The sequence below is a fragment of the Micromonospora zingiberis genome, assembly GCF_004331455.1.
Taxonomy (GTDB): Bacteria; Actinomycetota; Actinomycetes; order Mycobacteriales; family Micromonosporaceae; genus Micromonospora; species Micromonospora zingiberis.
Genome location: NZ_SJJR01000012.1, coordinates 105,494 through 127,876 on the forward strand (window position 1 = coordinate 105,494; position 22,383 = coordinate 127,876).

The window sequence follows — 22,383 nt, forward strand, 5'->3', positions numbered from 1 at the left end:
CCAGCTCCGTCGGTCAGGAAGTTGTCGGCGGGGAAATGCGACTTCCCGGCGACAACTTCATGATCGACCCGAGCGGGGACGGGGATGGGGTTGCGGTCAGGCGGGGGTGGGGAGGGAGTGCGGGTCGGGGCTGGGGCGGGTGGCTCGGCGGCTGCGTACGGCGGCGGCGAGCTGGGTGAGCACCTCGTCGGTGGTGTCCCAGCCGATGCAGGCGTCGGTGATCGACTGGCCGTAGGTCAGCTCCCGGGTGGGGTCGAGGTCCTGTCGTCCGGCGACGAGGAAGCTCTCCAGCATGATCCCGACGATGCCCCGCTGCCCGGCGGCGATCTGCCCGGCCACGTCGGCGGCGACCGTGGGCTGGTTGCGGTGGTCCTTGCCGCTGTTGGCGTGGCTCGCGTCCACCACCAGCCGCTCGGGCAGGCCGGCGGCTCGCAGCAGTTCCAGGGCGGCGGCCACCGACGCGGCGTCGTAGTTCGGTCGCCCGCCGCCGCCGCGCAGCACCAGGTGGCCGTCGGCGTTGCCCCGGGTGTGCATGATCGCCGGGGTGCCGGAGACGTCGATGCCGGGGAAGACGTGCGGTACGCCAGCCGCTCGGATCGCGTCGGCGGCGGTGGCGATGCTGCCGTCCGGGCGGTTCTTCATGCCGATCGGCATGGACAGGCCGGAGGCGAGCTGGCGGTGCACCTGGCTCTCCACCGTGCGGGCACCGATCGCCCCCCAGGCCACCGTGTCCGCGATGTACTGCGGGGTGATCGGGTCGAGGAACTCACAGCCGACCGGCAGCCCGAGGCGCAGTACGTCGAGCAGCAGGGCCCGAGCCCTCCGCAGGCCGGCGTTGACGTCGCCGGAACCGTCCAGCCCCGGATCGTTGATCAGGCCCTTCCAGCCGACCGTGGAGCGCGGCTTCTCGAAGTAGACCCGCATCACCACCAGCAGGTCGTCGGCGACGCGGTCGGCCGCGTCGCGCAGTCGGTGGGCGTACTCCAGGGCGGCGGCGGGGTCGTGCACCGAGCACGGGCCGACCACCACGAGCAGCCGGTCGTCGATCCGGTCGAGGACCTGTGCGGCGGCACGCCGACCGGCGACCACGGCTGCTGCCAGGTCGTCGTCCAGGGGTAGCTCGTGGTGCAGCAGCGCCGGGGTGGTCAGCGGTACGACACGGTCGATCCGCTGATCGATGACGCGACGGTTGTCCGGGGTCGTCACGGTGGGCATCCTTTCGCCGACCGCACCCGGGGCCGGTGCCCGGGACGAGCCGGCTGCTCGTAGGCAAAAGGGCAGGAAGGTAACTCCTGCCCGGCCGGCTCGAAACGGTGACGTCAGATCATGGTGAGGTCACCGGCTTGCGAGCCGGCTGCCTAAACCATCGATACGACCGCGTCACGGCGACCAGCGTACCCGACGGTGGGCGAGCGCTCACCCCCTTGTCGGCAAAGCCTCGCCTCGTGTTCACCCCCATCGATGGAACCGCCGGTAGTTTCAGCGCCACCGAACGCCATGAACCGGAGGTATCCGATGGATCGTCGTACCGTCCTGCGCGCCACCGTCGCCGGTGGCGCCGCCGCGTTCTCCGGCAGCCTGTGGGCGGGCGCCGCCGTGGCCGCACCAGCTCAGCCCGGTCCCAGCCCGTACGGGGCGCTGCGGACCGCCGACGCCAACGGCATCCAGTTGCCCGCCGGTTTCACCAGTCGGGTGATCGCCCGGTCCCGCCAGGCGGTCGCCGGTACGTCGTACGCCTGGCACGACGCGCCCGACGGCGGTGCCTGCTTCGCGGCCGGAACCGGCTGGATCTACGTCTCGAATTCCGAGATCACCCCCGGCGGTGGCGCCTCGGCGGTCCGGTTCAACGCCGACGGCAGCATCGCCTCGGCGTACCGGATCCTCTCCGGCACCAACCAGAACTGCGCCGGCGGCGCCACGCCCTGGGGCACCTGGCTCTCCTGCGAGGAGGTCAGTCGGGGATACGTCTACGAGACCTACCCGCAGGGCGGCACCGCGGCGGTACGCCGGGACGCGATGGGGCGGTTCAAGCACGAGGCCGCGGCCTGCGACCCGGACCGCAGGGTGATCTACCTGACCGAGGACGAGACCAACGGCTGCCTGTACCGCTTCCGGCCGACCACCTGGGGCAATCTGGCCAGCGGCACGTTGGAGGTGCTGGTCGCGGGCACCGCCACCAGCGGCCCGGTGAGCTGGGCGCGGGTGCCCGACCCGGCGGCGGCGAGCGCCCTGACCCGCAGCCAGGTCTCCGGGGCCAAGCGCTTCAACGGTGGTGAGGGGTGCTGGTACGCCGACGGCACCTGCTGGTTCACCACCAAGGGCGACAACCGGGTCTGGGCGTACGACGCGGTCGACGAGCGCATCGACCTGGCGTACGACGCCGCGCGGATTTCCGGCAGCGCGCCGCTGACCGGCGTGGACAACATCACCGGCGCCCGCTCCGGCGACCTGTACGTGGCCGAGGACGGCGGCAACATGGAGATCTGCGTGATCACTCCGGACGAGATCGTCGCGCCCTTCCTCCGGATCACCGGGCAGTCGTCCTCCGAGATCTGTGGGCCGGCCTTCTCGCCGGACGGCACCCGGTTCTACTTCTCCTCGCAGCGCGGCACCTCGGGATCCTCGGCGGGCGGGATCACCTACGAGGTGCGCGGCCCGTTCCGCTCCTGACCGCCGGTGGGTGTTAATAGGGGGCCCTTTTACTACGCGAGGCGTTAACAGGGGGCCCTTCCTTTCACGCGTGGGGGGTGGGGAGTGGGGGTATGGGGGCATCCATGAGTGATGCCAAGAGCGATCAGGAACGGATCGAGTCCCGGGCCCACCTGCTGCCGGAGGAGGCGGCGGCCGGCAGCGAGGATCCCGAGGCCCAGGCCGACGCGATCCTGACCGAGTCGGACATCCGCGAGGCCGACCCGAACGCCGCGCCGGACACCCTGCTGGAACGGCGTACCTCCGAGCAGACGGTGACCCCGATCGAGCCGCCGGACTGACCCGACCCGGCGTGGCGGGCGCGGGATCAGCGGCGCGACCGGGCCGCCGCGCCCGGGTCCGTTCTTCCACCGTGCCCGCCACCTGCGGAAGTCGTGGTCCCCGCCGCGTCCGCGCCGCACCACGCGCGCGAGATCGGATAGCGTCGGTGTCATGCCCGAAAGCGGTTACCCCTGGCCCATCTCCACGACCCGACTCGACAACGGCCTGCGCGTGGTGGTCAGTGCGGACCGCACCGCACCCGCGGTCGCGGTCAACCTCTGGTACGACGTCGGATCCCGGCACGAGCCGGTGGGGCAGACCGGCTTCGCGCACCTGTTCGAGCACCTGATGTTCGAGGGCTCGGTGAACGTCGCGAAGACCGAGCACATGAAGCTGGTGCAGGGTGCGGGCGGTTCGCTCAACGCCACCACCAATCCGGATCGGACGAACTACTTCGAGACGGTTCCGGCGGAGCAGTTGGAGTTGGCGCTCTGGCTGGAGGCGGACCGGATGGGCGGTCTGGTACCGGCGCTGACCCAGGAGACGCTGGACAACCAGCGGGACGTGGTGAAGAACGAGCGCCGCCAACGCTACGAGAACGTGCCGTACGGCGACGCGTGGTTGCGGTTGCTGCCGCTGCTCTACCCGCCGGGCCATCCGTACCACCACGCCACCATCGGCTCGATGGCCGACCTCAACGCCGCGGATCTGGCCACCTTCCAGGCGTTCCACCAGACCTACTACGCGCCGAACAACGCGGTGCTCACCGTGGTCGGCGACACCAGCGTGGACGAGGTCGTCGCACTCGCCGAGAAGTACTTCGGGGCCATCGCGCCCCGGCCGGAGATCCCGCCGGCACCCGACGGTCGCACGGTGCCGGCCACCGGCGTACCGGCCGTGGAGACGGTGGTCACCGACGTGCCGGCACCCCGGGTGTACGTGGCACACCGGACCTACCCGTTCGGCACCCCGGGCTACGACGTGGTGACCGTGCTGGCCACGGTGCTCGGCAGCGGTCGGGGCAGCCGGCTCTACCAGCGGCTCGCCGACGGCGAACGGCTCGCGCAGCCGGACCTCGTCGGGGCGTACGGGGTGGACCTGGCACACGCGCCGGCACCGCTGATCGCCACCGCCACCGCCCGCCCCGGCGTCACCGGCGAGCGGCTGGCCGAAGGGCTGGCCGAGGTGGTCGACGAGTTGGCCACCGTGCCGGTGACCCCGACCGAGTTGGATCGGGCGAAGGCGCTGCTGACCACCGCCTGGTGGCGACAGATGTCCACGGTGGACGGCCGGGCGGACGCGCTGGGCCGGTACGCCACCCAGTTCGGCGACCCGGCCACCGTGGCCGAGCGGCTGCCGGCCTGGCTGGCGGTGACCGCCGAGCAGATCGCCGAGGTCGCCGCCGAGGTGCTCGCCGCCGACGACCGGGTGACCCTGACCTACCGCCCCGAGGAGCAGCCATGACTCTCGTCGCCGATCGTCCCGGACCGGGCGCGGCCCGTCCGTACCGGTTCCCGCAGGTGGTTCGCCGGACCGTGGCGGGTGGCCAGGTGGTCGCCGCGCACCTGCCCGGACAGAACCTCGCCGTCGCGTTGCTGCTGCTGGACGCGGGGGCGGGCCGGGAACCGGTGGGCAAGGAGGGCCTCGGTGGGGTGCTGGCCAAGGCCCTGGAGGAGGGCACCAGCCAGCGGGACGCCACCGCGTACGCCCTGGCCATCGAGGCGCTCGGCACCGAACTGGTGACCGGGCTGGACTGGGACACCTTCCAGGCCAGCGTGCAGGTGCCGGTGGACCGGTTGGGCGCGGCCGTGGCACTGCTCGCCGAGGCGGTGCGTACCCCGAAGCTGGACCCGGACGACGTACGGCGGGTCCGCGACGACGAGGCGACCGCGCTGCGGATGGACTGGGCCAACCCCGGCCCGCGTGCCGACGCGGCGCTGCGCGCCGACCTGTTCGGTGTCGACAACCGGTGGGGCCGCCCGATGTACGGCGACCCGGACTCGGTGGCCGCGCTGGACGTGGAGGATGTCACCGTCTTCCACTCCGAGTGGTTCATCCGGCCGGGGACCCTGGTGGTCGCCGGTGACCTGGACCGGATCGACCTGGACGGGCTCGCCGCGGCGGCCTTCGCCGGCACGGGTGGCGGGCCGGTGGACCGGGGTGGAGCGATCGACGTACCGCTGCGCACCGGTCGCCGGATCATCCTGGTGGACCGGCCCGGTTCGGTGCAGTCCACGTTACGTCTGGGCCATCCCGCGCCGCACCGCGCCCACCCGGACCACGTGCCGATCGCCCTGGCCGGCACCGTGCTCGGCGGCGCCTTCACCTCCCGGCTGAACCATCTCATCCGCGAGGTACGCGGCTACACGTACGGCATCCGGGGTGACTTCGCCTCGTCCCGCCGCTTCGGCCGGTTCGCCGTCAGTTCCGGGGTGCAGACCGCGGTCACCGCACCGGCCCTGGTGGAGTCGATCGGGGAGATCGCCCGTACCCAGGCCGGTGGGGTGACCGAGGACGAGTTGGCGGTGGCCCGGTCCTGGCGGGCCGGCCAGCTCTCGGTGGAGTTGCAGAGCCCTCGGGCGATCGCCGGGGCGCTGACCACCCTGGTGGTGCACGACCTGCCCGACGACTATCACGCCCGGCTGCGCGAGTCCCTGCTCGCCGCCGACGTGGCGCAGGTGTCGGCCGCCGCCGCCACCCACCTGCACCCGGAGTCGCTGACCCTGGTGGTGGAGGGCGACGCCGCGCTGATCCGGGACGAGTTGGTCGCCACCGGTCTCGGCGAGGTCGTCGACTACGCCCCAGCAGACTGATCGTCACCGCGCGGTGCGCGGGCTGATCGCCACCGGCCGCAGCGGCGCTGGGCGCTGCGGCCGGGCGGACTACCGCTGGGCGCTCGACCTGGGCCAGCGGGAGCCGACGGAGGCGAGCCCGGCCAGCGCGCCGACCGCGATCGCCGGGCGTCGCGCGCCCCAGCGCTGCCGCCGCATGTGATGTCGGTCGCCGTGGCGGCGGGGTGGGGCTGAGATGTTGCGGCGGGAGAAGGCCCGCTGGTGCCGATCTTCCGGGCTGACGGCCGATCAGGGCGCGGCTGTTGCGGGGCGGGGCGACCCGGCCGGGCCGGTCACCGCCCCGCGCGCTGGGAAAGCGTTCCCGCTCGACCCGCTGGGCTGGGTAGCCTCGCGGGCATGAGGATCGGCATTGTGGGGGCCACCGGCCAGGTCGGTGGCGTCATGCGGCAGGTGTTGGCGGACCGGGAGTTCCCGGCGGAGCAGGTACGGCTGTTCGCCTCGGCGCGTTCGGTCGGGCGTACGCTGCCGTGGCGCGGCGGGGAGGTCGCCGTCGAGGACGCGGCCAGCGCCGACTACTCGGGGCTGGACATCGTGCTCTTCTCCGCTGGTAAGGGCACCGCGAAGGAGTTGGCGCCCCGGGTCGCCGCCGCCGGTGCGGTGGTCATCGACAACTCCTCGGCCTTCCGGATGGACCCGGAGGTGCCGCTGGTCGTCGCCGAGGTCAACCCGCACGCCGCCGGTCGTCGCCCCAAGGGCATCATCGCCAACCCCAACTGCACCACGATGGCCGCGATGCCGGTGTTGCGCCCGCTGCACGCCGAGGCGGAACTGGTCAGCCTGGTCGTCTCGACCTACCAGGCGGTCTCCGGTGCCGGCCTGTCCGGCGTCGCCGAGCTGGACGAGCAGGTCCGCAAGGTGGCCGAGGGCGCGTCCGGCCTCGCCTTCGACGGTGCCGCGGTGGAATTCCCCGCGCCCCGCTCGTTCGTCCGGCCGATCGCGTTCAACGTGCTGCCGCTCGCCGGCTCGATCGTCGACGACGGGTCGGCGGAGACCGACGAGGAGCAGAAGCTGCGCAACGAGAGCCGCAAGATCCTGGAGATCCCGGGCCTGAAGGTCTCCGGCACCTGCGTCCGGGTGCCGGTCTTCACCGGGCACTCGTTGCAGATCAACGCCCGGTTCGCCCGGCCGATCAGCCCGCAGCGCGCCGTCGAACTGCTCGATGGTGCGCCTGGTGTGGCGTTGAGTGACGTGCCGACGCCGTTGCAGGCCGCCGGACAGGATCCGACCTACGTGGGGCGGATCCGCGCCGACGAGACCGTCGAGCACGGGTTGGCGCTGTTCTGTTCGAACGACAACCTGCGCAAGGGGGCCGCACTCAACGCGGTGCAGATCGCCGAGCTGGTGGCCGCCGGGAGCTGACCTTCGGGCGCGTTACTGGTCGGGGCCCCCGGGTAGACCCATGGTTGCCCTACACCGAGAGGGAGGCACCATGACAACGGTCGGAGAGTTCATGACGACCCGGTTGGTGACCATGGACGGCAACGACACGCTCGTCGCGGCGGCCCGGGAGATGCGTGACTCCGCGATCGGCGACGTGGTGGTGACCGATGGCGACAACGTGGTCGGCATCATCACGGACCGGGACATCACGGTCCGCGGGGTGGCGGAGAACCTGGACCCGGACACCACCCGGCTCAACCAGCTCACCACCAAGGACGTGATCACGGTCAGCCAGTACGACGACGCGGTGTCCGCCGCCGACCTGATGCGGACGTACGCCGTACGGCGGCTGCCGGTGGTCGAGGACGGCCGGCTGATCGGTCTCGTGTCAATGGGTGACCTGGCCGTCGAGCGGGAACCGCAGTCGGTACTCGCCGACATCAGCGCCGACGACCCGAACAACTGACCCGCGTGCCCGCGAGGGCCGGCGCCCCGACCCCGGGGAGCCGGCCCTCGTCGTTTCCACCTCGGGCCTCACCCGATCCGGGCGAGGTTGACCTCGTACCGGGCGGGGACCCTGCTTCGAGGCGAAGGGCCGGTCGGTGTGCGGGCGCACGGCGCACCGGCCGGGGCCGGAGGCGACGGGGAGGGGAGGCCCGATGGCGGACGCGACCGTTCGGTTCTTCGAGGATCTCGACCACCGGGGATACGACCCCCTGCTGGCGAAGATCTCCGGGACTGTGCGTTTCGACCTGCACGAGGGGCCACAGAGCATGCACTGGCTGGTCCGGATCGAGCGGGGCGAGGTCCAGGTCAGCCGGGAGGACATGGAGGCGGACACGGTCGTCGGCACCAGCCCGGCACTGTTCGAGGACCTGATCACCGGGCGGGAGAACGGGCTGGCGGCGCTGCTGCGGGGCGACATGACGGTGACCGGTGACGCCCGCCTGATCGTGCAGTTGGAACGGATCTTTCCCGGCCCGCCGCACAGCGAGGGACCGCATCGCTACCGGAAGGAGATGCGCTGATGGCGCCGAGCCACACCGTGCGGATCCTGGACGGCAACACCTTCGTCGTCTCGGAGGCCACCGGGGACATCGAGGCGACGCCGACCGAGCCGACCGGGTTGTTCTCCATCGACACCCGCTTCCTGTCGAAGTGGGTGCTGACGGTCAACGGTGAGCGGCTCAACGCCCTCTCGTACGACGACCTCCAGTACTACGAGTCGCGCTTCTTCCTGGTGCCGGGCCTGGCCACGCACTACGTCGACGCCAAGCTGTCGATCATCCGTGAGCGGGCCGTCGGGGGCAGCTTCCGGGAGAGCATCACCATCCTCAACCACGACGAGAAGGCGGTCGAGCTGGAGATCCGGATGGACGCCGGCTCCGACTTCGCCGACCTGTTCGAGGTCAAGGACGAGATCCTGAACAAGAAGGGCGAGACGTACGCCGAAGTGGAGCCGGACCGGCTACGCCTGGGCTACCGGCGGGGCAACTTCCGGCGCGAGACGATCATCTCGTCCTCCGAGCCGGCGCGCTACGACCGTAACGGCTTCTCCTACACCGTCCGCCTCGAACCCAACGAGCAGTGGGACACCAACATCGACGTACACACGCAGGCGCTCGGCCCGGGTGGCCGGGACCTGCGCATCGGGCTGCGGATCCATGGCACCGAGCGGCTCGCGTTGCAGCACGACCTGGAGGAGTGGATCGCCAAGGCGCCCAAGGTGAACAGCGAACACGGTCAGGTCGCCGCGACGTACCAGCGGTGCATGGTGGACCTGGCCGCGTTGCGTTTCGCGCCGCTGTCGCTCGGCGGTCAGACGCTGCCCGCCGCCGGCCTGCCCTGGTTCATGACCATGTTCGGTCGGGACAGCATCCTGACCTGCTTGCAGACGTTGCCGTTCACGCCCGATCTGAGCGCGACCACGCTGCGGATCCTGGGTGCGCTTCAGGGCACCCGGTTCGACGACTTCCGTGAGGAGGACCCGGGCCGGATCCTGCACGAGATGCGCTACGGCGAGAGCGCGGCCTTCGAGGAACAGCCGCACTCGCCGTACTACGGCTCGGTGGATGCCACCCCGCTGTTCGTGGTGCTGCTCGACGAGTACGAGCGGTGGAGCGGCGACGTCGCGCTGGTCAAGGAGTTGGAGCAGGAGTGCCGTCGGGCCCTGCGCTGGATCGACGACTATGCCGACCTGGTCGGCAACGGCTACATCTGGTACGAGCGGCGCAACACCGACAACGGCCTGGAGAACCAGTGCTGGAAGGACTCCTGGGACTCCATCTCGTACGCCGACGGCACACTGCCGCCGTTTCCCCGGGCCACCTGCGAGGTGCAGGGGTACGCGTACGACGCGAAGATGCGCGCCGCCCGGATGGCCCGCGAGTTCTGGGGCGACCCGGCGTACGCGGAGGAGTTGGAGCGGGACGCGGCCGAGCTGAAGGAGCGTTTCAACCGGGACTGGTGGGTCGCCGACCGGGGCTACTACGCGCTCGGGCTCGACCCCGACGGGCGGCAGTGCGACGTGCTCAGCTCGAACATCGGCCACCTGCTGTGGAGCGGGATCGTCACCGACGACCGGGCCGAGCAGGTCGCCCAGCACCTGGTCGGCGATCGACTGTTCTCCGGCTGGGGGGTGCGGACGCTGGCCGAGGGGGAGGTCCGCTACAACCCCATCGGCTACCACAACGGCACGGTCTGGCCCTTCGACACCTCCTTCTGTGCCTGGGGGCTGCGTCGCTACGGCTTCGCCGAGGAGGCCGCCACGGTCGCCAACGGGATCCTGGACGCCGCGCGGTACTTCGACGGCCGGTTGCCGGAGGCGTTCGGCGGCTACCCGCGTGAGCAGACGAAGTTCCCGGTGGAGTATCCGACGGCGTGCAGCCCGCAGGCGTGGTCGACCGGGGCACCGCTGCTGCTGCTGCGCACGATGCTCGGCCTGGAGCCGCACGAGGGGCACCTGGCGGTGGAGCCGTGCCTGCCGGTGGGCATGGGCCGGATCGAGGTGCTGGACATCCCGGGCCGTTGGGGTCGCGTGGACGCCTTCGCCCGTGGCCGTCTCGACCTGCACAAACTCGCCGACTGACGAGACCGCCGACGGTGGCCGGGCGGCCGGTCGGCGGCCCGGGCCACCGTCCCTACCAGCGCGTAACCTACTCGGGGTAAAGTTGTCGGATGCCGGAACTCGTGTATCCGCCCGTGATCGCCGCTGCCAAGACCATGTTCCGGGTGCTCGACCTGAAGCTCACCGTGGACGGCGCCCACCACGTACCCCGGACCGGCGGGGCGGTGATGGCCAGCAACCACGTCAGCTACCTGGACTTCATCTTCTGCGGACTGGGTGCGCTGGAGTCGAGGCGACTGGTCCGGTTCATGGCGAAGGACTCGGTGTTCCGGCACCGGGTGTCGGGGCCGCTGATGCGCGGCATGCGGCACATCCCGGTGGACCGGCGGGCCGGCGCCGAGTCGTACGCCGCCGCACTGGCCGCCCTGCGCTCCGGTGAGGTCGTCGGCGTCTTTCCGGAGGCGACGATCAGTCGATCGTTCACCGTCAAGGACCTCAAGAGCGGCGCCACCCGGATGGCCGGCGAGGCGGCCGTCCCGGTGCTGCCGGTGGCGCTCTGGGGTACCCAGCGACTGTGGACCAAGGGCCGTCCACGCACGCTCACCCGGCGACACACCCCGATCACCATTCTGGTCGGCGAGCCGATGGACCCGGCCGCCTATCCGGACGCCGGTGCGATGAGCGTCGAGCTGAAGACGCGCTTGCGGGCGCTGGTCGACCGGGCCCAGCGGCAGTACCCGGACCGGCCCGCCGACGAGGCGGACCGGTGGTGGCTGCCGGCGCACCTCGGCGGCACCGCGCCGACGCCGGAGCAGGCCGCCGCGCTCGACGCCGAGGACCGCCAGGCCCGTACCGGCTGATCTACCGCTGGCCCGAGGCCGCGCCGTACGGCATCTGGTCGGCGTTGCGCGGCCGGTAGTAGTCGTCGCGGGAGTGGAACTCGACCGGCAACGATCCGGGCAGGATCACCCGCCCCTGGCCGGGTCGCGGTGAGACGAGGGTGAGCCGCGACAGCGCGTCCCGTTCCGGTGGGGACAGATCCACCAGCTCGGGCCGGGTCAGCCGGAACGTCGCCACCGCCCGGCGGATCTCCTGGCTCAACCGCTCGACCTGGGCGTCCGGGCCGACCATCGCCAGCGCCGGCTGTTGGATGGTACGCAGCGCGTCGCAGACCACCAGCAGCCGCGCGGGACCGCCCGCAGCGGACGGCAGCGACTCCAGCCGGGACGGCCACTGCCAGCGCACCTGGCCGCTGACAAGTGCCGAGCGCCGGGCGCCCCGGCGGTGCCGGGCACCGACCATGGCGAGTTGCGAGCCGGCGCCGACGTACACCAACCGGTGGTCGGTGATGGTCAGCGTGACCGGACCGGGCTGCGTCCAGGTGTGCCGGGCCTCGGTGGGACCGAGCAGGTAGCCGGCCACGTCCAGCTGGTGCTGGCCGAGTATCCGCTCGCCGCCGTCCGGCACCAGTTCGTGCCGCCGATCCAGGATCGGGCCGCTGTCGTCGTCCACCGCGTCGAAGCGATGCGGCGCGATGAAAAACGGGGACGCGTCCTCGTGCATCGTCACGAACCTCCGGTGCAGACGGCATCTGCGCACGAGCCTTGTCCAGCCGGAGTGCGGTGTCATGACGCCCGTTAGGGGGTCGGCCAATCGGACGCCGCCTGCGACCGGTAGATGCCGATTTCCTCCGGTCGGATGAGACCGTCCTCGATCGCCCGGGCCAGCAGGGCCGCCTTCGTGGCCGCCGGCCTGCCCGCCCGGCTGTATTTGATCCGCGCCCGGTCGACGTACTGCTTGACGGTGTGCTCGCTGATCCGCATCCGTCGAGCTACCGACGCCTTGGACATCGACTGGAACCACAGCAGCAGCGCCTCGCGCTCCTTGTCGGACAGCATCGGCCGGTCCGGCCGGGAGTCGCCGACCATCGCACCGGCCAGCGTGGGAGCCACGTACGGGCGGTCACTCGCCGCGTCCAGCACCGTCGCCACGCAGTGTTCCCGCCCCTCGTGCTTGGCGAGGAAGGCCACCGCCCCGGCGTCCAGCGCGGCGAGCATCGTCTGCGGATCCGAGTGTTCCGAGTAGACCACCACACGTCTGCCGGCGGCACTCAGCTCGGCCAGTTTGTCCAGCATCACCCGGCCATGCAACCGCAGGTCGAGCAGGACGACGTCGGCCCCGGGCGCGGCCCGCAGTACCTCGTCGGGATCGTCACCGGTGGCCAGTACGGTCAGCCGGGGCTCGCTGGCCAGCCAGGCCCGCACCCCGTCGATCACCACCGGGTGGTCGTCCACGATCGCCACGCCGACAGGCCGCCCCGGCGTCATCGACGCCAGCGCGTCTGCGTCCATCTGATCTCCCCGTCCCGTTCGTAGAGGTGCTCCACCTGCTCCTCGCCCTGCTCTGTCGGCGGCCCGATGGCGTCCGGACCGGCCCGGTCCGGGGTGACCAGGCTGACCACCACCTCGTCGGGACCGGCGACGATGGTCAGCCGGGCCCAGTCCCGCGCGTCGGCGAGCGTGGCGGTGAGCGGATCGGCCAGGCTGCGGCGGATCTGCACCGGCAGCGGTGGCGGTGTACCAATTGTGACAAGGTCAATCGGCAGCCCGTTACGCTCGGCCAGATCGGCCGCGGCCCGCAGTTCGTGCAGGAGTGGATGGGGCACGTCGTCGGATTCGGCGATCAGCCGCCGTAGCCGCCCCGCGGCCCGTACGCACCGGCGCTGCACGTCCGGATCGGACGGATCGGCCCGCCCCTGCGCCAACTCGGTCAGCACCTCGGTCGCGGCGTCGCTGGCCAGGGCCAGCCGCCCCCGCCGCTCGCCGCGCGCCCGCTCGGCGGCCTCGCGTTCGGCCGACATCGCGTTGGCCGCCGCGGCGTTGGCCGCCCGGTCACGGGAGAGCATCGCGAGCGTCAGCGCTCCGGCGAAGACCGCCACCGGCAGCGACGAGGTGCCGTAGAGCGCCATCGCGGCGCGGGCCAGATCCGCCGCCCCGGTGGCGCCGTACAGCGCGACGGCGGTCAGCGCGGTGGCCGCGTGCGCGGCCAGCAGCGCGAGCAGCCACCTGACGGGCCGGCCCCAGAGCACCACCAGGAAGAACCAGGCGAGCGTGCCCCAGACCCAGTTGGCCGGGCTGAACAGGTGCGTGCGACCCACCGCCGCGAAGACCGCCACGTCGACCGCGAGCAGCAGCCCGGCCAGCGGAGGCGCCGGCAGTGGGGTGTCCCGCAGCAGCCGGACCCCGGCGAGCACCCCGACGGCCGCCACCAGCACCCAGCCGCCGACCACCACCTGCGGTACGGCCAACTCGGTGCGGGCGCCCAGCACCGCCGGCAACCCGATCGCCAGGTGCCACACCAGCGCGATGGTGACCGCCACGATCCGGGCACCCCGGTCGGAGATGCGCGCCACCGCAGCCGCCGCCTGCCCGACGCCGACCTTCACGGCCGTGGTCGCCGCGCTGCCGTCGTACGCGGCCGGCATCGCCGCCGGTGGCAGGCGGACGGCGTCGGGTTCAGCCGACATCCGACCACTCCAGCCGGATCCGGGTGCCCGCTCCGGGCGCGGAGTCCACCTCGGCCCGTCCGCCGATCGTCGCCATCCGGCCCAGGATCGACTCGCGTAGGCCGTACCGGTGGGCGGGGACAGTGGCCGGGTCGAAGCCCGGACCCTCGTCGCGTACCTCGACCAGCACCGTGCCGCCACCGGTGCGCAGGCGCAGCGTGGTGGCCGCGCCCGGCGCGTGCCGGGCCACGTTGGACAGCGCCGCGTGCGCGCTCTCCGCGATCACCTCGGCGACGGGGGCGGGCACGGTGTACGGCGGCAGGTCGGCGTTGACCGGCAGGCCCGGTAGCCGGGCGAGCACCTCCCGCAGCCGTTCGTCCAACCGCCGGGTGGCATCCGCCGGCACCGACCGGGCCTCGGCCAGGGTGACGAGGGTACGCAGGTCAGCATCGCACCGCTCGCGCAGCGCCGCCGACGGGCCGCCGATCACACCCTGCCCGACCATGGTCAGCGTGGCCAGCACGGTGTCGTGCAGGTCCCGGTTCTGCTGGCGCTCCGCCTCCCGGGCGGTCCGGGCGACAAGTGCCGCCCGGGAGGCCCGCTGGTTGGCCACGAAGTCGGCGTCGGCCCGCGCCATGCGGCGGCGCATCACCGCGGTCAGCATCGCCGTGCAGGCGGTCTGTGCCAGCAGGGTGGCCGCGTGGGCACTCGCCTCGACGGTGTTGCCGGCGGCGTGCGCGCCCGTCGCGTACGCGGCGGCGACCAGCAGTCCCGCCGGGACGGACCAGCGTACCGGGGCGGTGGCCTGGGCATTGATCACGGTGGTGCTGGCCAGTACGGCGATCCAGCTCGCCTCGCCGGGCAGCACCTCCGGTGCGACCAGCACCGGGATCGCCAGGCAGGCGGCGACAGTGAGGGCCAGGTCCCCGGTGACCAGCGGCGCGCTGATGCCGTGGTGCCAGGCGCGGATGGCGTACCAGATCGACCAGGCGGTCAGCACGACCACCGCCGGCACGAGCAGCTCGGTGCGCACCGGCGGGGTACGCACGGCGAGCGCCACCACCGCGCAGACCAGACCGCAGGACAACCGCAGCAGCGCCGGCAACCGGGTGAAGATGAACGAGAACGCCCCGCCAGCCGGCGGTTCGACCGTGGCGGGCGACGCGGTCAGGGTGGCCAGGGCCGGCATCGGGGGAGCGTCCTTTGCGACAAACGACCCGATCCGGGTGCGCGCTGAGAGATCGACGCCGGAGAATAACATAAGGCGGCGGCGCTGGTGACGTTCGGTGTCGGGCGTGTCGCCGCTCGTACCCTCGGATTCTTCAGTGGACGTCGGTCGGGGTCGGCGCTGGTCCACGCGAAACCTCGAATGGTCGGTCGAATGTGGCCCCCCGTGGCGGCCATCGCCGCGCGCCGCGCGCTGGTCGCCTCACCCCCAGTCTGTGGGCTTCGCTGTGGCGCTCGCAAATTGCCTGAACATAGCGTAATATATATCGATCAATGTCGATTTAAGAGGGGGTTGCATGAAGATCCGACTCGCGGTCGGAACCGCACTCACTGCCGGCCTGGTCGCCGGCAGCGTCGGCCTCAGCGGGCTTGCCGGCGCGGTCCCGACCGCCGAACGTCCATCCGGTGCCGTCGCGGACGCGGCACCCGGACTGCTCGCCGTCGGCGACTTCGACTTCACCCGACCGCAAACCGTCGCCACCGGCCTCCAGGTGCCGTGGGGAATGGACTTCCTGCCCGACGGCAGCGCACTGGTGGCCCAGCGCCCCACCGGCCAGGTCGTCCGGGTCCGGCCGGGCCAGCAGCCCGAATCCATCGTCCAGATCTCCGGCGTGACCCCCACCAGCGAAGGTGGCCTGCTCGGCCTCGCCGTATCCCCGACCTACGCCCAGGACGGCTGGATCTACGTCTACTTCACCACCGCGACCGACAACCGGATCGCCCGCTTCCGGCTCACCGCCCCACAGACCCAGCAGCCGATCCTCACCGGGCTGACCAGAGCGGCGATCCACAACGGCGGCCGGATCGCCTTCGGACCGGACGGCCTGCTCTACGTCGGAGTTGGTGACGCCGGACAGACCGCCACCGCACAGAACCCGCAGAGCCGAAACGGCAAGATCCTGAGGATCCGACCGGACGGCTCGGTGCCGCCGGACAACCCGATCGCGGGCTCACCGGTCTACAGCCTCGGCCACCGACACGTGCAAGGGTTGGCCTGGGACGCCCAAGGCCGACTATATGCCACCGAGTTCGGCCAGAACACCTGGGACGAGGTCAACCTGATCGTCGCGGGCGGCAACTACGGCTGGCCCACCGTCGAGGGCCGGGCCGGCGACCCGCGCTTCCGCGACCCGCTGATCACCTGGACCCCAGGTGAGGCGTCACCGAGCGGCGCCACCATCGCCGGCAACCGGCTCTTCGTGGCCAGCCTGCGCGGCAACCGTCTGTGGAACGTGCCGCTGACCGGCACCGGGGGAGTGGGCACCCCGACCACGGAACTGCTCGGCACGTACGGCCGACTGCGCACCGTGGAGTACGGCCCCGACGGCTGGCTCTGGGTCACCACCAGCAACCGCGACGGCCGGGGCACGCCCGCCGCCAACGACGACCGCATCCTGCGCTTCCCGCCCCGCGACGGCACCACCCCGCCGCCCACCACGCCCCCGCCGACCACCCCGCCACCCACGTCCGGGCCGGCAGACTGCACGGTCAGTTGGACGGCCAACCAGTGGAACAACGGCTTCACCGCCGAGGTACGCGTCACCAACCGGGGCGCCGCCCTGAACAGCTGGGCCCTGACCTGGTCGTTCACCGGAAACCAGCAGATCACCGGCGGTTGGAACGCCCAGGTCACCCAGTCCGGCCAGAACGTGACCGCCCGCAACGTCTCCTGGAACGGCGCCCTACCGACCAACGGCACGGCCAGCTTCGGCTTCCAGGCCACCTACTCCGGCACCAACAACCGCCCCACCGACTTCCGCCTCAACAACACCCCCTGCCAACCCGCCTGACCCAGCCCGCCCCACCCCGTGAGCAACTGCGGCCCGACCGTCCCGCTGCCGGTGCCGCCGCCACTCCAATCTTGGACAGTTTCCGTTAGTCGCTAACGGAAACTGTCCAAGATTGGCTTGGTGCTACGACCTGCGGCAGCCCACGGGGCTGATCGGGGGCGCTTGGCTACGTCGGTCCGGCCAGGGTGCCGGTCGGGAAGACGTGCAGGTACCCGCAACTCCGGATCACGCCCGGCGCCATCCCGACCGGCCGGGTTTCAAACCCGGCGCGGGCGAAAGCAGCGGCGGGATCGTCGTCTCGGCCAAGCGACGCGATCAGGAGAGGGAAGTGGCTGTGCGCCCGGCAGGATTCGAACCTGCGGCCTTGGGATTAGAAGTGGTATTCACGTCTTAGTCCCAAGCTTCCCAAGCTTCGCTAGCTGCAAAAACTCTTGCGTCGAGTCGCTCGAATTTCACTGGCATCCTGTACTTCGCACCACGAATAGCTCCACGGGCGGCCAGGAAAATGGGCCGTAGGTGGCCCGTAGTTTGGTGACCGCCTGTAATCCCTGCCCGAAGAGATGCCTACGTGGTTCGCGCCTTCTGTACGTCCTTCAAGGCGGCCCGCTTCGCAGGCCACTCGCGCCGCCGAACCAGGGCCGGGCCTGCCGGCCCGCCGCCGCGCCTCTGGTCTTCGGCCGCCAGCGCGTCGGTTCCAGCCCGCCAGCGGCGCGACATACGACGAAGCCCCGGGCCGCCATGGTCGATGGCAGATCCGGGGCTTTGTGTCGAGCAGTCACAAGAGCAGTGCCTCCGGCGGGGTCCTCGGGCACTCCGGGATGGTTGGGGCCATCCCGACAACCTCCGTCCGAGCAGAGCCGGAAAAGCAATCTCCGTAGTCAATTGCCAGCTTTTGCCGCTATGAGGGTTCCGAGGATTCCCAAGACGCCGCCGATGAATGCGCCCAGGATCGCGATGGTAACGCTTGCCCTTGTGTTGCCGGATCGTGCGCGCCGCTCGTCGCGCGAGAGGGGAACGATTTTCACTCCTCCTCTTGATCGCGCGTTTCTCGGAGTTTCGTATAGCCACCATCCGATCATTGCTGCCGCTAGGCCAACTCCGATCAGTCCTGTCTCACTGTTGCCGATGGCGAAAGCGGATACGGCGAGAAGCGTGAGTAGAGAGACAACGATTAGTAGGCTGATCGCTGGAATTGGCGGGTAGATCACGGAATATCGGGTGCGGCAGCCGTTGATCAGCTCGGCGGCGTCCTCCACGAGGCGGGTCGTTGCGGCGTCATCGGTCTGTGACCAGACGCGCCCGACGTCGGGGGTTAGGAACGCCTGAACCATCGGCGAGGCCGTGGTGACTTTGATTCGCATCAAGTCTTTGTCTGAGGCCTGCCGAAAGTCGGTCGGGTCGTCGGCTTCGTACCGACCAACCTGGATGGACACAACGCCGGAGGTCCGATCAACCAACAGTTGGTGGAGATCCCGTAGGTCATCCAAATCCATTGCGACCGGACCGGCCGGCCGCGTAACAAGCCGTGGGTTGTCGGCGGTCATGGGGCGCAGCGCCATTTGTGCTCCGGCAGGTTCGAAGGGCAAGTACCAACCGAGCCGTTGCCCAGATGCGTGGGCTCGGCGGCTCGCGCTTTAGATTTTCAGGCCGCATCGTTCATGGATTGGGTGTTGCAGCAGAAGCGTACAGCGAGGGCGCGCCGCCAGGGATGGCCGTCGAGGCTGTGATGTGGTTCTGCGCCCAGCCCCTCACATCCACGACGGCCATAGCAAGATCATCGGGTACAGATCGGGTGCAACCGAGAGCAACCAACGGCGACAGGCGTTGGCAAGCGTCGGCAGATCCTGCGCTGGTCGGAGCGTCGATCGGTCTGATTGATGATGTTCGCTCGCTACCGTGGGTGCAAGGGGTTCGGATCCCCTCGGTCCCCGGCGGATTGCCCCACCAAGATCATGCCGCCGCCAGGCCGTGCGAGGTGAACCAGCGGCGACCAATGCTGACCGATGATGACTGCCCGCGTCCGAGGTAGCGCGGCGTGGCGTCCGCTTTGATCGCCGATGCCTGCCAACGAGATCAATACAACGCCAAGTGGTCCGGCTCGTCTCGTTCAGGTCGATCGCGGCTGCTTGCTAGGTCCGTCCGGTCGTGTGTCGCCTGCTAACCCTTGGCGGCCTTAGGCTCCCTCCGCTCAGCCCATCATCGGAGGCTCCGAACATGACATCGCAACCTGACAAAGGCCGGACCCGAGGTGGCTCTGACAAGGTGCCAGTAGCTGGCCACCCGCGCTGGTGGCTGTGCGCGGGTGGCGGTGGCGCCTTGCTGCTCGTGGCCGGCCTCATCGGTTTCCTAACAGGACAGGGACTCGAACGTGCCGACAAGTACGCAAGTATCATCGCGACCTTCGTTGGACTTGCTTCGCTTATCGTAGGCGGCCTTAGTCGGCTGCACTTGCGTCCCGCCTCTGCTGGTAAATCGCCATGGGGTACGGAGGACGCCGACGTTATCAACGAAGCCTGCGCCCCGTCTGCGTTGCCTGCATGGCCGGATCACCTCGACGGATACAGACTCCTACGCGAGGAGAGCGGTAGCGTTCGGGTGTTTGCCGGGCAGGGTCTAGCGACAGTTGTCGACTTCCCGGCGACCATGAACGGATGTGCTCATCAGCGCTTCTGTATCCGCTGGCGTACCCTGGGTGGTCAGTCTGTCGCTGCGTCTCTCGTCTCAATGCCAGACCTGATTACCATCGAACCGGCTGCCTACGGGCACAGCGGCTGGATGGCATCGCATGGCTGCGGGCAGCCCGCTTGGGAGCTTGTACAGGAAGACAACTCGCTGGTGGACGTCCAGATCGCCTGGCAGGTCTGGGTTCCCTCAGCATGACCTTGAGCCGATCACCCTGGTAGAGACTGCCTTACAGCACACTCTGCTACTTCGTTTGAGCAGGCAGCCGTAGCGAGTCGATGCGCGGGTGCTGGCCAAAATGGCGGGAATGGCAGAAACCCCGACTCAGCGGGGTTTCTGCCATTGCGGCCATTTAGACCAGCGGGTTACGCGGGTCTGCGGCCAGCCGTTGCGGGTAGGGCGTGGACGGTGCCGGTGGTCTGGTGGACGTCGGGGTGGACGAGGAATGCGGGCGAGGGTGGCCGTCCGGCACCCGTACGGGCTGGTGGGTCGAGTTGGCGCACGTAGCCGTGAATCTCCAGTAGTGACAGGACGGGGTCGAGGTCGGCGGCGGTGGGTATCTGACTGCGGACGGCCCGGTACAGCTCCTTCTTGGTGAACGTGGTCGAGCCGGTGCGTTCGATCCAGGCGAGCACGAGCCGGGCGTACCGGGTGCTCTTGTCGGTGCCCATGTCGTCGAACGCGGCCAGGGCGTGAGCGGCGAAGTAATCGCCGAGCAGTGCTGCCCGCTCCACCGTCTCGGCAGTGACCGGCTTGCCCCAGCCGTCGCGCAGATGTTCGGCGAGGTGGATCAGCCCGGCGATGCGGACCACTGCGCCGGTGTACTTGCTGCCCCAGTCCACGACGTGTCCCCACGCGCCGCCGGGGGCGAGGCGTGGCTCTACGGCGCGTTCGATGTCCAACACTCGTTCGTTGGCTTCCGGGGTGAGCGGAAGTACGGCGGGATCGGTCCATTCTGCGAGGGTGGCGACCAGTGCGCCGAGGTTCGCGGCGTAGGCGGTGGCGACGGCTTCGGGTACCGGGTCAGCTCCGACCTTTCGGCGGCCAACGGTGTTCACGGGCAGGCTGAACAGGATGCGGGCGAGGAGTCCTTTGCCTCGGAAGCCGGGCATGTCGGCGATGTCGCGGAGCACGTCGGGTTGTACGGCCAGGCCGAGGGTGAGCGCGGGGTGCTCGACGTGTTCGGGAGCGCGGGAGCGACGGTTGACGCGCAGCATGTCTCCGGCGTGGCCTTTGAGGAACACTTCGAGGTTGGGGGTGCCGGAGTAGCGGCCGGCGATGGTGGCGAATATGCCGCCTTCGGGGGAGAGGACGGCGAGGCGTCCGCCCTGCTCGGCGAGCAGGGATGCGGCTTCCTCGCTGGTGACGTCGTCGGCGATCAGTTGCGGCAGGACAGGCACGCTGACTGCGTCCGCGTTCATGGCGGCGGCGGTCGCTTCGGCGAGGAGGGTGTCTCGGCCGGACGCGTCGGCGTTCGCGGCGGCGATAGCGGCTTTCTCGGCCGCCTTACCGGCGACTCGGGCGGCGAGTTCGGCTTCCACGATCGCCGGTTTGACGCGCTCGACAAGGGTCTTCTCTGCGGCGAGCAGCGGCCCGGTCATGGCGGCGAACACGGCGGACTTGCGGGAGCCGGGCGGTAGGACGACGACGGTGAACAGGTTGGTCGGTTCGCGCCAGGAGCCGCGTACTTCTACTTCGGCGCGGCCTCCGGCGGCGGTCGAGAGGGCGGCGAGGGCGATGCAGCCGGCAAGGTCGACGGGGGTTTGGGTGAACTCGGCGACGGCGTAGATGTGTTCGGCGACCCAGTCGGGTAGCACGTAGGCGGGGAATTCGGGGAGGTGTCGGCGGTCGCCGAGCGGGATCAGGGGTGCCCATTGGCTGCCGGTGGCGGCGTGGTCGAGCATGGCGCGGCCGGTGGCGAGGATGTCGGCGACGTCGGTGCCCTGGTCGGCTTTCTCAGCGAAGTAGGTACCGAGGTCGGCGACCTGGCGGCGGCGGGCGTGGTCGGCGACGATCCGCGCGTAGTGCCCAGCGTTCGCTGTGGTGGGCACAGCGGCAATGAGGGTGTGCAGGTACGGAGCACCGCCGACCTTGGCCAGGTCGCCCGTCGCGGCGAGGTGGGCGGCCAGGGCGATCGGGTCGACGGGTTCGCCGGTGGCGTGCATGGCGCAGAGCGTTTCCCACAGTCGGCCGTGTGCGGGTCGGTGGAAGTCGGCCGGGGCGAGCATCGGCGCGAGGTCGGCGACGACGGTCGGGTTGAGCAGGGCAGCGCCGATCACGGCCTGCTCGGCGGCGTGGTCGTGCGCGGGCGGTCGGGTCACGATGGGGTGCTCCTGTCGTGAGTTGGGGAGGGCAAGTCAGGCGGCGGCGCGGCCAGGGCGCGGCCGGCGGGTCACGGCGGCGCGGGTCACCACATCGCGCAGTCCGGCGAGCAGGGTGCCGAGCTGGCGGCGGGCGACCGGGTCGATGTCGGCCAGGGCGACGCGTACGCGGATCTCGGCGTGTTCGCGGCCGTCGCTGGCCCGTACGCGAACGAGAACAGCGCGGGCGCGGCCGGGCAGGTCGACCAGGATCTCTGCCGAGCGGTGTTCGGCGAGGTTGCAGCGGTGGTCGCGGGCGCACCACCCGGTGTGCCCGTGTCGGGCGGTCACTGGCTGCCCGCGCGGTACTCGGTGCGGATGTAGTCGAGGAGTCGGCGGCCGATGCGGACGCGGATGCCGGTGCCGTCGCAGCGGGGGCAGTCGCGTCGGGTGCCGATGGCGGTGCGGTGGGAGCGGGCACCGTGGCAACGGCGGCAACGTTCCCATGGGGACACTGAGCACAGGATCAGGTACCACGCTGCGTAACCGAGGGTGGCGAGGCTAGCGAGCAGCAGGATGGTGGTCACGAAGTGCCTCCACAGGCCGGATC

At 70.6% G+C, this 22,383-nt stretch carries 21 protein-coding genes and 1 tRNA gene; 12 read left to right on the plus strand and 10 right to left on the minus strand.

Features of this window, described 5'->3' with window-relative positions; genetic code table 11:
- Window positions 1–96: 96 nt before the first annotated feature.
- Window positions 97–1,215 carry a 3-deoxy-7-phosphoheptulonate synthase gene (locus E0H26_RS18510; RefSeq protein ID WP_131305203.1) on the minus strand — a complete coding sequence of 373 codons (1,119 nt, stop codon included), beginning with the start codon at window positions 1,213–1,215 and terminating at the stop codon, window positions 97–99.
- Window positions 1,216–1,515: 300 nt separating this feature from the next.
- Here E0H26_RS18510 and E0H26_RS18515 point away from each other — a divergent pair, with 300 nt between their 5' ends.
- The 10 genes from E0H26_RS18515 (at window position 1,516) to E0H26_RS18555 (ending at window position 11,129) form a co-directional block, all read left to right on the plus strand.
- Window positions 1,516–2,670, plus strand: a complete 1,155-nt coding sequence (locus E0H26_RS18515; RefSeq protein ID WP_131305205.1) for an alkaline phosphatase PhoX — start codon at window positions 1,516–1,518, stop codon at window positions 2,668–2,670.
- A gap of 104 nt (window positions 2,671–2,774) precedes the next feature.
- Window positions 2,775–2,990, plus strand: a complete 216-nt coding sequence (locus E0H26_RS18520; protein ID WP_131305207.1) for a hypothetical protein — start codon at window positions 2,775–2,777, stop codon at window positions 2,988–2,990.
- 151 nt (window positions 2,991–3,141) lie between these two features.
- On the plus strand, window positions 3,142–4,434 hold the full coding sequence (locus tag E0H26_RS18525) for a M16 family metallopeptidase (protein ID WP_131305209.1): 1,293 nt from the start codon (window positions 3,142–3,144) through the stop codon (window positions 4,432–4,434).
- Window positions 4,431–5,783 carry a M16 family metallopeptidase gene (locus E0H26_RS18530; RefSeq protein WP_131305211.1) on the plus strand — a complete coding sequence of 451 codons (1,353 nt, stop codon included), beginning with the start codon at window positions 4,431–4,433 and terminating at the stop codon, window positions 5,781–5,783. The genes E0H26_RS18525 and E0H26_RS18530 overlap by 4 nt, the downstream gene beginning before the upstream one ends.
- 13 nt (window positions 5,784–5,796) lie before the next feature.
- A complete protein-coding gene (locus E0H26_RS29365) occupies window positions 5,797–5,964 on the plus strand; it encodes a hypothetical protein (RefSeq protein ID WP_165521907.1) in 168 nt (55 codons plus the stop codon).
- Between the two features lie 194 nt (window positions 5,965–6,158).
- Complete coding sequence (locus tag E0H26_RS18535; protein WP_131305213.1) at window positions 6,159–7,181, plus strand: aspartate-semialdehyde dehydrogenase; 1,023 nt, start codon at window positions 6,159–6,161, stop codon at window positions 7,179–7,181.
- Between the two features lie 70 nt (window positions 7,182–7,251).
- On the plus strand, window positions 7,252–7,668 hold the full coding sequence (locus tag E0H26_RS18540; RefSeq protein WP_131305214.1) for a CBS domain-containing protein: 417 nt from the start codon (window positions 7,252–7,254) through the stop codon (window positions 7,666–7,668).
- 193 nt (window positions 7,669–7,861) lie between these two features.
- Complete coding sequence (locus E0H26_RS18545; RefSeq protein ID WP_131305216.1) at window positions 7,862–8,230, plus strand: SCP2 sterol-binding domain-containing protein; 369 nt, start codon at window positions 7,862–7,864, stop codon at window positions 8,228–8,230.
- Window positions 8,230–10,290, plus strand: coding sequence for an amylo-alpha-1,6-glucosidase (locus E0H26_RS18550; RefSeq protein ID WP_131305219.1), 2,061 nt, complete (start codon window positions 8,230–8,232; stop codon window positions 10,288–10,290). Before E0H26_RS18545 ends, E0H26_RS18550 begins: the two co-directional genes overlap by 1 nt.
- Window positions 10,291–10,379: 89 nt before the next feature.
- Window positions 10,380–11,129 carry a lysophospholipid acyltransferase family protein gene (locus E0H26_RS18555; RefSeq protein WP_131305221.1) on the plus strand — a complete coding sequence of 250 codons (750 nt, stop codon included), beginning with the start codon at window positions 10,380–10,382 and terminating at the stop codon, window positions 11,127–11,129.
- Window position 11,130: 1 nt separating this feature from the next.
- Here the strand turns inward: E0H26_RS18555 and E0H26_RS18560 are convergent, their stop codons facing one another.
- The 4 genes from E0H26_RS18560 to E0H26_RS18575 all read right to left on the minus strand — a co-directional run bounded on the left by E0H26_RS18560 (window position 11,131) and on the right by E0H26_RS18575 (window position 14,963).
- On the minus strand, window positions 11,131–11,832 hold the full coding sequence (locus E0H26_RS18560) for a hypothetical protein (RefSeq protein ID WP_131305222.1): 702 nt from the start codon (window positions 11,830–11,832) through the stop codon (window positions 11,131–11,133).
- A 74-nt stretch (window positions 11,833–11,906) separates the two neighbouring features.
- The gene (locus E0H26_RS18565; RefSeq protein ID WP_131305225.1) at window positions 11,907–12,620 is read right to left on the minus strand and encodes a response regulator transcription factor; all 714 of its coding nucleotides are present in this window, start codon (window positions 12,618–12,620) and stop codon (window positions 11,907–11,909) included.
- Window positions 12,593–13,753, minus strand: a complete 1,161-nt coding sequence (locus E0H26_RS18570; protein ID WP_240742260.1) for a hypothetical protein — start codon at window positions 13,751–13,753, stop codon at window positions 12,593–12,595. The genes E0H26_RS18565 and E0H26_RS18570 overlap by 28 nt, the downstream gene beginning before the upstream one ends.
- A gap of 31 nt (window positions 13,754–13,784) precedes the next feature.
- Window positions 13,785–14,963 (minus strand): sensor histidine kinase, encoded by a 1,179-nt coding sequence (locus E0H26_RS18575; RefSeq protein ID WP_131305229.1) that lies wholly within the window; start codon window positions 14,961–14,963, stop codon window positions 13,785–13,787.
- A 334-nt stretch (window positions 14,964–15,297) separates the two neighbouring features.
- On the opposite strand from E0H26_RS18575, the gene E0H26_RS30335 reads away from it, so the two are divergent.
- Complete coding sequence (locus tag E0H26_RS30335; RefSeq protein WP_131305232.1) at window positions 15,298–16,791, plus strand: PQQ-dependent sugar dehydrogenase; 1,494 nt, start codon at window positions 15,298–15,300, stop codon at window positions 16,789–16,791.
- A 335-nt stretch (window positions 16,792–17,126) separates the two neighbouring features.
- Here the strand turns inward: E0H26_RS30335 and E0H26_RS29370 are convergent.
- Window positions 17,127–17,207 (minus strand) — tRNA-OTHER (locus tag E0H26_RS29370).
- A 462-nt stretch (window positions 17,208–17,669) separates the two neighbouring features.
- A complete protein-coding gene (locus tag E0H26_RS18585) occupies window positions 17,670–18,350 on the minus strand; it encodes a hypothetical protein (RefSeq protein ID WP_131305234.1) in 681 nt (226 codons plus the stop codon).
- Between the two features lie 757 nt (window positions 18,351–19,107).
- Here E0H26_RS18585 and E0H26_RS18590 point away from each other — a divergent pair.
- Window positions 19,108–19,671, plus strand: coding sequence for a hypothetical protein (locus E0H26_RS18590; protein WP_131305236.1), 564 nt, complete (start codon window positions 19,108–19,110; stop codon window positions 19,669–19,671).
- Between the two features lie 167 nt (window positions 19,672–19,838).
- On the opposite strand, the gene E0H26_RS18595 is transcribed toward E0H26_RS18590, so the two are convergent.
- Genes E0H26_RS18595 through E0H26_RS18605 form a run of 3 tightly spaced genes read right to left on the minus strand, consistent with a single transcriptional unit; the run spans window position 19,839 to window position 22,360 of the window.
- Window positions 19,839–21,794 carry a DUF3987 domain-containing protein gene (locus E0H26_RS18595; RefSeq protein WP_131305238.1) on the minus strand — a complete coding sequence of 652 codons (1,956 nt, stop codon included), beginning with the start codon at window positions 21,792–21,794 and terminating at the stop codon, window positions 19,839–19,841.
- Window positions 21,795–21,830: 36 nt separating this feature from the next.
- Window positions 21,831–22,124 (minus strand): hypothetical protein, encoded by a 294-nt coding sequence (locus E0H26_RS18600; protein WP_131305240.1) that lies wholly within the window; start codon window positions 22,122–22,124, stop codon window positions 21,831–21,833.
- Window positions 22,121–22,360, minus strand: coding sequence for a hypothetical protein (locus E0H26_RS18605; protein ID WP_131305242.1), 240 nt, complete (start codon window positions 22,358–22,360; stop codon window positions 22,121–22,123). The genes E0H26_RS18600 and E0H26_RS18605 overlap by 4 nt, the downstream gene beginning before the upstream one ends.
- Window positions 22,361–22,383 lie beyond the last annotated feature (23 nt).

Bases quoted from the DNA above. Each gene is read 5' to 3' on its own strand.
- E0H26_RS18510 (WP_131305203.1), bottom strand. From the start codon at position 1,215: ATGCCCACCGTGACGACCCCGGACAACCGTCGCGTCATCGATCAGCGG.
- E0H26_RS18515 (WP_131305205.1), top strand. From the start codon at position 1,516: ATGGATCGTCGTACCGTCCTGCGCGCCACCGTCGCCGGTGGCGCCGCC.
- E0H26_RS18520 (WP_131305207.1), top strand. From the start codon at position 2,775: ATGAGTGATGCCAAGAGCGATCAGGAACGGATCGAGTCCCGGGCCCAC.
- E0H26_RS18525 (WP_131305209.1), top strand. From the start codon at position 3,142: ATGCCCGAAAGCGGTTACCCCTGGCCCATCTCCACGACCCGACTCGAC.
- E0H26_RS18530 (WP_131305211.1), top strand. From the start codon at position 4,431: ATGACTCTCGTCGCCGATCGTCCCGGACCGGGCGCGGCCCGTCCGTAC.
- E0H26_RS18535 (WP_131305213.1), top strand. From the start codon at position 6,159: ATGAGGATCGGCATTGTGGGGGCCACCGGCCAGGTCGGTGGCGTCATG.
- E0H26_RS18540 (WP_131305214.1), top strand. From the start codon at position 7,252: ATGACAACGGTCGGAGAGTTCATGACGACCCGGTTGGTGACCATGGAC.
- E0H26_RS18545 (WP_131305216.1), top strand. From the start codon at position 7,862: ATGGCGGACGCGACCGTTCGGTTCTTCGAGGATCTCGACCACCGGGGA.
- E0H26_RS18550 (WP_131305219.1), top strand. From the start codon at position 8,230: ATGGCGCCGAGCCACACCGTGCGGATCCTGGACGGCAACACCTTCGTC.
- E0H26_RS18555 (WP_131305221.1), top strand. From the start codon at position 10,380: ATGCCGGAACTCGTGTATCCGCCCGTGATCGCCGCTGCCAAGACCATG.
- E0H26_RS18560 (WP_131305222.1), bottom strand. From the start codon at position 11,832: ATGCACGAGGACGCGTCCCCGTTTTTCATCGCGCCGCATCGCTTCGAC.
- E0H26_RS18565 (WP_131305225.1), bottom strand. From the start codon at position 12,620: ATGGACGCAGACGCGCTGGCGTCGATGACGCCGGGGCGGCCTGTCGGC.
- E0H26_RS18570 (WP_240742260.1), bottom strand. From the start codon at position 13,753: ATGCCGGCCGCGTACGACGGCAGCGCGGCGACCACGGCCGTGAAGGTC.
- E0H26_RS18575 (WP_131305229.1), bottom strand. From the start codon at position 14,963: ATGCCGGCCCTGGCCACCCTGACCGCGTCGCCCGCCACGGTCGAACCG.
- E0H26_RS30335 (WP_131305232.1), top strand. From the start codon at position 15,298: ATGAAGATCCGACTCGCGGTCGGAACCGCACTCACTGCCGGCCTGGTC.
- E0H26_RS18585 (WP_131305234.1), bottom strand. From the start codon at position 18,350: ATGGCGCTGCGCCCCATGACCGCCGACAACCCACGGCTTGTTACGCGG.